Annotated in this window: 8 protein-coding genes and 1 pseudogene; 7 read left to right on the forward strand and 2 right to left on the reverse strand. The window is 64.9% G+C overall.

The window, feature by feature from the left end; all coding sequences use genetic code 11:
- The first annotated feature begins 76 nt into the window (after positions 1 to 76).
- The 3 genes and pseudogenes from VML93_RS24700 (at position 77) to VML93_RS24710 (ending at position 1,886) form a co-directional block, all read left to right on the forward strand.
- Positions 77 to 1,225, forward strand: a complete 1,149-nt coding sequence (locus tag VML93_RS24700) for a glycosyltransferase (RefSeq protein WP_325614904.1) — start codon at positions 77 to 79, stop codon at positions 1,223 to 1,225.
- Positions 1,226 to 1,479: 254 nt separating this feature from the next.
- Positions 1,480 to 1,748, forward strand: a pseudogene (locus VML93_RS24705) (recombinase family protein); the annotation flags it as partial.
- Between the two features lie 9 nt (positions 1,749 to 1,757).
- Positions 1,758 to 1,886, forward strand: a complete 129-nt coding sequence (locus tag VML93_RS24710) for a hypothetical protein (RefSeq protein ID WP_325614911.1) — start codon at positions 1,758 to 1,760, stop codon at positions 1,884 to 1,886.
- Between the two features lie 235 nt (positions 1,887 to 2,121).
- Here the strand turns inward: VML93_RS24710 and VML93_RS24715 are convergent, their stop codons facing one another.
- Positions 2,122 to 3,315: a Fic family protein gene (locus VML93_RS24715; RefSeq protein WP_325614905.1), complete on the reverse strand. Its 1,194-nt coding sequence runs from the start codon at positions 3,313 to 3,315 to the stop codon at positions 2,122 to 2,124.
- A gap of 519 nt (positions 3,316 to 3,834) precedes the next feature.
- A complete protein-coding gene (locus VML93_RS24720; RefSeq protein ID WP_325614906.1) occupies positions 3,835 to 4,437 on the reverse strand; it encodes a QsdR family transcriptional regulator in 603 nt (200 codons plus the stop codon).
- Between the two features lie 243 nt (positions 4,438 to 4,680).
- Between VML93_RS24720 and VML93_RS24725 the strand changes: the two genes are divergently transcribed.
- The 4 genes from VML93_RS24725 to VML93_RS24740 all read left to right on the forward strand — a co-directional run bounded on the left by VML93_RS24725 (position 4,681) and on the right by VML93_RS24740 (position 9,796).
- On the forward strand, positions 4,681 to 6,387 hold the full coding sequence (locus VML93_RS24725; RefSeq protein WP_325614907.1) for a PHA/PHB synthase family protein: 1,707 nt from the start codon (positions 4,681 to 4,683) through the stop codon (positions 6,385 to 6,387).
- Positions 6,384 to 7,175 carry an alpha/beta fold hydrolase gene (locus tag VML93_RS24730; RefSeq protein ID WP_325614908.1) on the forward strand — a complete coding sequence of 264 codons (792 nt, stop codon included), beginning with the start codon at positions 6,384 to 6,386 and terminating at the stop codon, positions 7,173 to 7,175. The genes VML93_RS24725 and VML93_RS24730 overlap by 4 nt, the downstream gene beginning before the upstream one ends.
- A 48-nt stretch (positions 7,176 to 7,223) precedes the next feature.
- Positions 7,224 to 8,774 carry a class I adenylate-forming enzyme family protein gene (locus VML93_RS24735; protein WP_325614909.1) on the forward strand — a complete coding sequence of 517 codons (1,551 nt, stop codon included), beginning with the start codon at positions 7,224 to 7,226 and terminating at the stop codon, positions 8,772 to 8,774.
- 236 nt (positions 8,775 to 9,010) lie between these two features.
- Positions 9,011 to 9,796: an SDR family oxidoreductase gene (locus VML93_RS24740; RefSeq protein WP_325614910.1), complete on the forward strand. Its 786-nt coding sequence runs from the start codon at positions 9,011 to 9,013 to the stop codon at positions 9,794 to 9,796.
- The last annotated feature ends 452 nt before the right edge of the window (positions 9,797 to 10,248 follow it).

Consider the following 10,248-nt stretch of genomic DNA (forward strand, 5'->3'; position numbering starts at 1 on the left):
CGGCGACGACGTGCGGTTCATCACCGGAACCAAGTTCACCGACCGGGTCAGCGCCACCGGCGCCACGCACATCGCGTTGCCGCCCGACATCGACTATGACGACAACTTTCTCCAGCAATTTCCCGAGCGCGCAAAGTTGAAGGGGCTCAAAGCGGCTGTGTTCGACGTTGAGCACGTCTTCGCCAAACCGGCCAAGCTGCAGTACGAAGCGATCATGGCCGCCCACACCGCACAGCCGGCCGATGTCGTGCTCGCCGAGCAGAATTTCGCCGGCGGCGCGTTCCTGCTCGCACATCGGCGGCCCACGCGCCCGGCGGTCGTCGTGTCCAGTGTGATTCCGCTGGTGATGCCTAGCGCCGACACCGCACCGTTCGGCATGGGCCTACCCCCGGCGCGGTTGTTTAACCGCCGGCGCAATGCCATCTTGGCCGCGCTGAACCGCCGCGTCTGGGCGCGCGCCGACGACACCCTCGATCGGCTCCACCGCGCCGTGCACGGCCGAGCCCTGCCGGGCCAGATAATGAACTGGCTCGCCTGGGCCGACGCGGTCGTCCAGTTCACCGTGCCTTCCTTTGAGTACCCCCGCTCGGATGCACCGGCGTCGCTGCACTTCATCGGCCCGTTGAGCGCCAGCGGATCGCAGGCACCGCCGCCGGACTGGTGGGGCGACCTCGATGGCGCGCGCCCGGTCATCCATGTAACCCAAGGCACGTTCGCGAACAAGGACTACGCCCAAGTGATCGCGCCGACGCTCGAGGCGCTCGCCGGCGAGGATGTGCTGGTCACGGTGGCCACGGGCGGTCGCCCGCTCGACACACTGCCACCGCTGCCGGCCAACGCACGCGCCGCCGAGTACCTGCCTTATGACGAGTTGCTGCCCCGCACCAACGTTTTCGTCACCAACGGCGGGTACGGCGGAATCCAATACGCCCTGCGCTACGGGCTACCGATCGTCGCCACCGGTGGCAAAGAAGACAAGCCCGAAGTCGGCGCTCGCGTCGCCTGGTCTGGTGTCGGGCGACGCATCAGAACAGAACGACCAACGCCAAGCGCTCTGCGCCGCGACATCCTGGCCGTACTGAATCAGCCGCGCTACCAACGAGCTAGCCGACGCGTGGCAGCCGAGATGGTTGCAGCCCCCGGCTTCACCGGCTTAGCCGACATCGTTGATCGGTTGGTGGCAGCCTCCCCAGAAAGAGTGAGAAAACTACCGAAGATTCCTTGATATCGAACGGAAGAATTATTCGCCGCATGTGATTGTGCCGTAAACGCAACTCGCAACAGTTGCTGGCCGATCACTCCCGTTATGTCATGACGATCAACGTTTCGATCGGCTGCCGCAAGCCGAACCTCAAACGGCACGCCGACACCGAACGACCGCCGGCCCGGCCGGACCGGACCCCCGAGTCCCGTAAGACTGGTTCGGTGATCCTTCCCGGTGAAGGGGGGCTAAGCGGCACACTATTTGGCGCGACGGAGCTGAAGATCGGCTACGCCCAGTTGTCGACGGTGGATCAAGATCTCACGGTGCAGCGGGAGGCGCTCGCGGCGCTTGGTGTGGACCCGAAGCGGATCTGTGTCGACCACGGTCTGACGGGCACGAACCGAGAGCGGCCCGGATTGCGCCAAGCGCTAGCCGCCTGCCACGGCGGTGACATGCTCGTCGTGACAAAGCTCGACCGGCTCGCCCGGTCCTACACGACATCGCTGACGAACTCACCGCCAGCGGTGTGCTTATCAATATCGGCCGCGACTTGATGACAAACAGCGCGGTCCGCGCGATCAACGCCGTGTTCCGAGACGAACGGTTGGCGCCCGACCCCGAACGCAGCCACGAAGACAGCAGGGTGACCGCCGAAAATGAGTCGACGCAGCTCGTCTGCTGAGGCGCCGGTGCTTAGTTCGACCACGAGATTTGGGAACAGATTTGGGAACAATACGCCGGTGAAACAACCTTAAATCGGTGTGACACGGCGCGACGGGCGGGACGCTCGACCCTCGCCGACGTGCGCGTCTGAGACTCCACGAACACCCGAAAATCCCTGGCCCGTAGCTCATAACCCAGCGATAGCCAGACGATGCAATCGGCTTCTCCAGCCCAAGGTAGACGTCTATGGCCCTTCATCGTCCCAGCCCGCCCCGGCGCGCGCGTTCGGCAAAGGCATCGAGTGCGGCGATGACCTCTGGCGAGCGCCAGACGCGGCTCCGTGGGCCCGAGCTGGTCTCGATGATGATGCCTGCCTCCGACAAGGGTTCGAGGTATCGGCGTGCGTGCTTCGAGTCGATGTCCAACTCCTCGGTCAGCAGCGCCGTGTTGATGACCGGGCGGCGCAGTAGAAGATCGGCGATCTGCCACACCGCGGAGTCGCTACGTGCGGTGATCTTGTCGTTCCACTCTGCGCGCATGGCGTGCAATTCAGTGACCAGCTCACGCGCGTTGAAGACCGCCGCGACAGCCGCCTCTGACACGCGGCGGACAATCGGGGCGGAGTCGCCCTCGCGGTAGGCGGTTAGCGCGGCGAAGTAGGAGTCGGTGTCGGTCAGTAGCCCAGCTGATACGGGGACGGTGACGTTTCGCGTCAACCCTTTGCGGCGCAACATCGCCTGGATCAGTGCGCGGCCTGTGCGACCATTGCCGTCGGTGAAGGGGTGGATCGTCTCGAACTGCGCGTGCGCCAACGCGATTTGCGCTAGCGCGGGAATGTCGTCGCGCTGCGCGAAGCGGAGCAAGTCGTCGATGGCTGCTACGACGCGGCTGTGGTGCGGTGGCACGAACATGGCGCCGCGCGGACCGTGGGTGCCCCCGCCGATCCAAACTTGCTCTTCACGCCACCGGCCGGCGGATTTCGGGTCGACGTCGCGCATCAGCGCCTTGTGCATCGCCAGGATCGCGTCGGCGTCGATGTTGTCCGCGAGGTTGATCGCGGCAACCATCGCTACGGTGTTGGCGACGATGACCTTGGCGTTGGCGGTTGTCTTGGCCCCCGGCAGCTCGGCCTCGGCAATGGCCCGCGCCGATGCCGTCAGGTTCTCGATGTTTGAACTGGCTGCGGACTCGGTTCGCAACAGGACCGACGAGAACGGCGCGATCTCGCCGCCGAGCTCGGCGTCGAACCGGGTGACCTCGCGGCTGGCGTCCCCGGCGTCGGCGAGTACGTCGGACGGCAGGTTGACGGTCAGGTCGGCGATGTTGGCGCTGATCGTCGCCTTGTAGTTGCCCTGCTGTTGTCGCGCCGCGCGCACATATGCTGCCGCGGGCGAGATGTCCCAGGGCAGCGTCTCGTACTTGACCGCGGTGCCGGTAAGTGGGTTCATACCACGATTTTACACCCAGTTAGATAAATAAGTGGGTGTAAGTCTCCTCGTTGCACCCACTTATCCGCGGCGTCGACACGGCGACTGCATCGTCGGGCTGCGACTTGGGCCGAACTCATTGCCTCAACGCGACGGGTGACCAACGGGGCAGGTGACGTCCTATAACGCCGCATACCTCAGCGGCTTCCATTTACCATCACTTACGCCTTCCCGAGATGCGTCTTGCCGGCGTCGTATCGCCTGACGATCAAACCCCCGTTGTGCCAAGAGTGTGCCAAGACAGGCCGACACAGCCCGACACATCGTAGACAGGGCGGAAATCAAACAGCCGCTGAACTGGGCATTTCAAGACGCGATGGCACGGCGTGAAACGCGCTGGACCGTCTGGCCCGGATTTACACACCAGCGGTCGGCGGTTCGATACCGTCCGCGCCCACCAATGTTATTGCAGCTCAACATGGTTCAGTGGGCCATCCCCACGATGAGGCCTGATCGCCGCACTTATTGGGCTCACTGGCGTTAGCGCACGCGGCCAAGCAGCGCCGCGACTAGATCCAGGGCGGCGTCAATCTCGGGTTCGCCACCTCCAAGCACGTGGGCGTAGAGGTGTGGATCGCACATTCGGACGATCGCGTCGCCGCACACAGCGGGCGGCAGCGGTAGTTCGAGTCGCCCGGCAGCCACTTCGGTGGCCAGCATGTCGCCGATCAGCCGTCCCGCGGTCTGCTCGACTTGGCCCGGCAATAAGAAGAGCCGCACGAACAGCAAGGGCTCGCGTTCGGACAGCGTGCGCAGAGGCGGGGCGGAGATGATCGCGCGCATGAACCGGTCCAATACCTCGAGCACGTGTTCCAAGCCACCTTCTGCGGTGGTGTGCGCGGTTGCCCTGTGGAATGTGCGCTCGGTCGCTTGGGCGAGCAGCGTGGCGAGCAGGTTTTCACGATTGCCCACCATTCGGTAGAGGGTGGAGCGGCCGATGCCAAGCTCTGCGGCCAGGGCGGACATGTCCAGCGATTCGCCGGCCAGGTACTGCCGCGTCGCCGCGTCGATGACGGCCTGGCGGGTCAGCGTCGCGCCAAGCCGCTGGTGAGGGATTTGGGGCGACGAGTTCGCTATGCCCACATCCAGCAGACTATGAGATTTTTCGCATTTATGGGCGTGGGACATTAGGAGCAAATGTGCCATAATAGGACATAGTTTACCAATGTTCCACCAGAAGGGGTTGCAATGGACGTCCGCAAAGCCGTCGGATGTGGTGCGACGGTCGCATGCAGGCCGACACCGGCTGCCAGCGCGGTCGGGGTCGTTTCCTGCCGCGAGCAGGATCGCGCCGCAACCGCGTCGACCCTGCAAGGAGTCTGTTAAATGCCAGAACTCGTCCGCCCCGATGTTGACGCAATCTCGCAACAGGGCGCACCCGGCGGCTTCGAATTGGTGCTGGCCTCGGCAGCGTTCCGAACGATCAGCGATCACATCCCCGGTCACGAACTGCGCACCATGGCAGCGGCTTTGGTGCAGCATCCGGGTCCGGCGCTCACGCCGGTAATCGATCTCGTGCGTGAGCTGGTCCCGATCGCGCTGGGCAGCGACAGCCAGAGCACGTCGCGCGACCGTCGGTTCGCGGATCCAGCCTGGCGCACCAACCCGGTGCTACGGCGGATCGCCGACGGATATCTCGCATCCTGTCAAGCGGTCGAGCGCATCGTGGCCGATGCCGAGGTGGACTGGCGCACCAAGGAGCGCGTCAAGCTGTTGACAGACAATCTGTTGGCGGCTGCGGCACCGAGCAACAACCCGGTTCTGCATCCGTTGTCGTGGAAGCGTGCGATCGACACGGGCGGGCAGAGCTGGCTGCATGGATTGCAACAGCTTTTCAGCGATATGGGTGCGCCTCCGCGACTTCCGGCGACGGTCGACACCACCGCGTTCTCAATCGGCGAAAACATCGCCGCCACCCCGGGGAAGGTCGTCTGGCGCGGTGAGCTGTTCGAGCTGGTCCAGTATGCCCCGACGACCGAGACCGTCGACGAGATTCCGGTGCTGTGCGTGGCCTCGCCGGTCAACAAGTTCTACCTTCTCGATCTCGGCCCGCAGAGATCGGTCATCGCCGCCGAACTCGCCTGCGGACGTCAGGTCTTCGTCATCTCGTGGGTCAACCCGGATCAACGGCACCGCGAGGCCGGTCTTGATGAGTACACCTCGAGCATCCTTGAAGCGCTCGATGCGATCGACGCGATTACGGCCGGCGACCGCGCCCACTTGCTCGGACTGTGTGGGGGTGGACAACTCGCTGTCGCTGTGGCCGGCTATCTGGCGGCCACCGGGCGGCAGGCGCGGTTGGCGACGCTGACGCTGGCGATCACCGTTATCGACTTCGAGCGGGGCGGGCCGCAGGGCGCGCTGGTCGATCGAAAGGTGGCGAAACGAGCGATCGCGCGCGCCACCAAAGACGGGCTCTTCGACGGCAGGAACAGCGCTGTGGCCTTCGCCTGGCTTCGACCTAACGACGGGATCTGGGCCAACGTCGTGAACGACTATCTGCTCGGTCAGCAACCGCCGGCCGAGCCGTTGCTGTATTGGGCCGCAGACCAAACCAACCTGGCCCTGCAGTTAGGCGTGGATCTTCTAGAGATGGTGGTGGACAACGGTTTCGCCGCCCGGACGGTGCGGGTACTCGATCAGGCGATCGACCTGCGCAACGTCACGGTGGACACCTACGTGCTGGGCGCATCGACCGACCACATCTCGCCCTGGCGTGACTGCTACCGGACCCGCGCCCTGCTGGGTGGATCGACGACGTTCGTGCTGGCTCGCGGTGGGCACGCGGTCGCTATCGCGACCCCACCCGGTAATCCGAAGGCCAGCTACCGCACCGGCACTTCGCCAACGCTGGATCCCGAACAGTGGCTGGCTGAGTCGACCGACAACCCGGGTAGCTGGTGGGAGCACTGGAATCAGTGGATCCAGCAATGCACCCCGACAACCCGTCCGGCACCCACCACCCTGGGGTCAGTGAGTACGCCGGCCCTTGCGGATGCCCCCGGTGCCTACGTTCGTGAGATGCTCGCATGAATCACCCCCTCTTCGATCCGACCGGCTCACAGCCCAAACCGCCGATAGTCGCGGCCGGAACGGCAGCCGAGTTCGGACATCCGCTGCTCGAATTGCGTTGGTACGGCGAACTCGCCCGTCTAGTAGCCGACCCGGTGCTGTGCGGGCGTGGCGTGCCGCGCGGAGACGGCCGCAGCGTCCTGCTGTTGCCGGGTTTTCTCGTTGGCGACAGTTCGCTGTCGTTGCTCGCACTGTTTCTCCGGCGTATCGGATATCGCCCGATGCAATGTGGGATCCGGTTGAACTCCGGCTGCTTTGCCACCTTCGACCGCCGTATGGTCGACAAGCTCGTTCGCGCGCACGACAGCAGTGGTGGGCGCGTCGCGATCATCGGGCACAGTCGCGGGGGCCACTACGCACGCTCGTTGGCCGCACGGCACCCAAACCTGGTGTCACATGTGGTCACTATGGGCGCCGGACTCGAAGATCCCCTGGATGTGTCGGCGCTGTGCCATCGGGTAGCCGTCACCGTGCGGACCGCGCTGCGCACGGGCGATCCGCAGCGAGCAGCCCTGGGTTGCCTCGCGGCCGGTTGCAGCTGCGCGCCTTCCCGCGCCTTCCACATGGCTGTTCCGGACGAGGTCAGGATGACCTCGATTTACTCGCGCAGCGATGGAGTCGTGCGCTGGTCGTCGTGTGTCGCCGACTACGCCGACTGTGTCGAGGTTCCGGGCAGTCATCTGGGGATGGCCTTCAGCCGCCACGCGTACCGAGCGGTGGCACACGCTCTCGCCCAGCCGAGCAGGTAGCGATTCGTCCGACGCGGAGATAGCGCGTCACAACCGGAAGGAAAAACGATGGGAGTGGTCGAAACTCCACGCGGAACGATCGTGGAGATTCCGCGCACTGGTAACCCGTTTCCGCGGACCGGGATTTCACGCGACGCGCGCGGCATCCCGCGCTTCGATGACCTGCCTCCGACGTTGCTGGAGGTGCTGCGGTCACACGTGGCAAGCCAGCCCGACGCCGAGGCGGTCGTCGAAATCGGCGGCGACCGATTGTCCTACCAAGAGTTGTGGGACAGAGCCGCGCGGGTGGCCGGCGGGCTTCGAGCCGCTGGACTGGGGCGTGGTGATCGTGTCGCGGTGCGCTACCCGGCCGGCCTCAACTGGGTGCTGGCGTTCTTGGGCACGATGATGAGCGGTGGGATAGCGGTGGCGGTCAACACCCGGTCGACCCGACCGGAGGTGGAATTCGTCCTGGCCGACGCCGGGGTCCGGGTGGACCTCGCGGCCGATGCCGCGCTGCCCGACGGCGACCCGTATGTCGAGGAGGGCCTCGGCGCCGACGATGTGGCCGCACTCTTCTACACGTCAGGCACGACCGGGCATCCGAAGGGCGTTCCTACCACGCACAAGGCATTTCTTACCAACGCGGAGAATATGATCCGGTGTCTCGGGGTGCCGCAGGGGGTGGGTGCGGAGCTACGCACCCTGATCTGCGTGCCGTTGTTTCACGTGACGGGCTGCAATTCGCAGCTGCTGACTGCTTTGTACGTCGGCGGAACCTCAGTGATCATGCCTGCGCTCGACCTGCCGACCCTGGCCGGACTGCTGTCCACCGAGCGCATTACGTTTCTGGTATCTGTACCTGCCGTGTACTCGTTGTTGTTGCGGAATAAGGCATTTGCGCGCTCGAATGTGTCCGGTGTGCGGTGGCTGGCTTATGGTGGTGCGCCGATCGCGCCCGCGTTGGTGCATGCGCTGAAAGAGGCTTTCCCCGCCGCGACGCTGCTCAACGGCTACGGCATGACGGAGACGGCATCTCTGATGGCCGTGTTGCCCGACAGCGACGTGGTCGAGCATGCCGACTCGGTCGGCTACGCCGTCCCGGCCGTCGACTTGGGCATTGTTTCGATCGCCGACGATCCGCGCGTCGGCGAACTAGTGGTCCGCGGTGCCAATGTCACCAACGAATATTGGGACCGCCCAGAGGCTACCGCCGACACGATCGTCGACGGATGGCTGCACACCGGGGACGTTGTGCGTGTCGACGACGCGGGCCGCATCCACATCATCGACCGGGTCAAAGACATCATCATCCGCGGCGGGGAGAACGTGTCGAGCGTGGAGGTTGAAGGCGTGCTGCTCGCGGCGCCCGGCGTCACCGATGCCGCCGTCCTCGCTGTCCCGGACGACGTCATGGGTGAGAAGGTCGGCGCGGTCCTCTACAGCGATGGTGCGGTGGATCTGGCGGCCGTTATCGGGCACTGCTGCGAGCACCTCGCTCAGTTCAAAGTGCCCCAATACGCGGTGGTGGTTAACGAGGCACTGCCGCGCACCGCGACGGGCAAACTGCTCAAGACCCGACTGCGCGAACAGGTCCAGTGGGGCGCCCCGTTGCGCTGATCGGAACGCGCCATCGCTGTGCCGCCTGCGTCAGCGCACCACGGCTTTGGGTCAAAGCCACTGAGCCACAACAATTTTTCTTCGATATCAGGAGTTTCGGAATATGCCGAGAGCTTGCACAAGCGGGCAATCGTCCGCCAGGAACTGGGCAAGTACCCAACCCGCGCGTCCACGTGCGCGCAACCCGCAAAGAAAGGTGAGCGTGGCCTGAAATGACACCACAACATCAACTACCGATGAACCCCGGACTGGGCCTGACCGGCCGGACCGCGATCATCACCGGCGCCTCGCGCGGTATCGGGTTGGCCACCGCCCAAGCTATCGCGGCGGCCGGCGGCAACGTCGTACTGACGTCTCGCTCCCAGGAGTCCGCGGACGCCGCCGCTTCGCAGGTGAGCGGATCCGCGGTGGGGGTAGCGGCGCACGCCGCCGACGAGGAGGCGGCGCGGCGCTGCATCGAGATCACCCTCGAGCGGTTCGGCAGTGTCGACATCCTCGTCAACAACGCCGGAACCAATCCGGCATACGGACCGATCATCGACCAAGACCACGCCCGGTTCGCCAAGACGTTCGAGGTGAACCTTTGGGCGCCGATCCTGTGGACATCGGTGGCCGCGCGCGCCTGGATGTCCGAGCACGGCGGCGTTGTGGTCAACACCGCGTCCATCGGCGGCATGGGATGCGAGCCGAACCTGGGGTTGTACAACACTTCCAAGGCGGCCCTGATACACATCACCAAACAGATGGCGCTCGAGCTCTCGCCCAAGATAAGGGTGAACGCGGTGGCGCCGGGTGTGGTGCGCACCAAACTGGCCGAGGCGCTGTGGAAGGAAAACGAACAGGAGGTAGTCGCGACCACCCCGCTCAACCGGCTCGGCTCACCCGCGGACATCGGCGCGGCCATCGCGTTCATGGTGTCGGATGCAGCGAGCTGGATGACGGGCGAGACCATCGCCATCGACGGTGGTCAGCGGCTCGGCGACGCACGGCTGTTTCGAGGCGGATCCGCCACCGGTGTGTGAGCGCCGCTGTCGACTCCCGAATGCCGTTGACCGGTATGGGATTTCGCGGCCGTTTCGGCCGGCCGGACTGAAGGACAGTTCGATGGCCGGGCGATTCGGCGGGCCGGCATGCTGTCCCGCGCCCATCGCGGGTACTGCCGAATGCGACTTTGTTCCAGCGGATAAAGACAATTCGCGAAGTGTGCACAAGGCTGAGGATGTAAGAGCGGACGGCGTCTACGCCGCGACATGTGTGACTGGCACTCGTCTGCTCGTCTGAAAGCTCGGCAAAGGAGGCTCAAATGACCGACGCACGAATGGTTAACGAAGAAACCGGGCTGACGATCGCAGGAGTCGAGGCGTATCTGACAAGCCTGTCCAACTGGGGCCGGTGGGGCGACGATGACCGGATCGGGACCATCAACCTGATCACCGACGAGGTCAGAGTGGCGGCCGCGTCCACCATCCGGAGC

Source organism: Mycobacterium sp. (genome assembly GCF_035499775.1).
Taxonomy (GTDB): domain Bacteria; phylum Actinomycetota; class Actinomycetes; order Mycobacteriales; family Mycobacteriaceae; genus Mycobacterium.

Bases quoted from the DNA above. Each gene is read 5' to 3' on its own strand.
- VML93_RS24710 (WP_325614911.1), top strand. From the start codon at position 1,758: ATGACAAACAGCGCGGTCCGCGCGATCAACGCCGTGTTCCGAGACGAA.
- VML93_RS24715 (WP_325614905.1), bottom strand. From the start codon at position 3,315: ATGAACCCACTTACCGGCACCGCGGTCAAGTACGAGACGCTGCCCTGG.
- VML93_RS24725 (WP_325614907.1), top strand. From the start codon at position 4,681: ATGCCAGAACTCGTCCGCCCCGATGTTGACGCAATCTCGCAACAGGGC.
- VML93_RS24730 (WP_325614908.1), top strand. From the start codon at position 6,384: ATGAATCACCCCCTCTTCGATCCGACCGGCTCACAGCCCAAACCGCCG.
- VML93_RS24735 (WP_325614909.1), top strand. From the start codon at position 7,224: ATGGGAGTGGTCGAAACTCCACGCGGAACGATCGTGGAGATTCCGCGC.
- VML93_RS24740 (WP_325614910.1), top strand. From the start codon at position 9,011: ATGAACCCCGGACTGGGCCTGACCGGCCGGACCGCGATCATCACCGGC.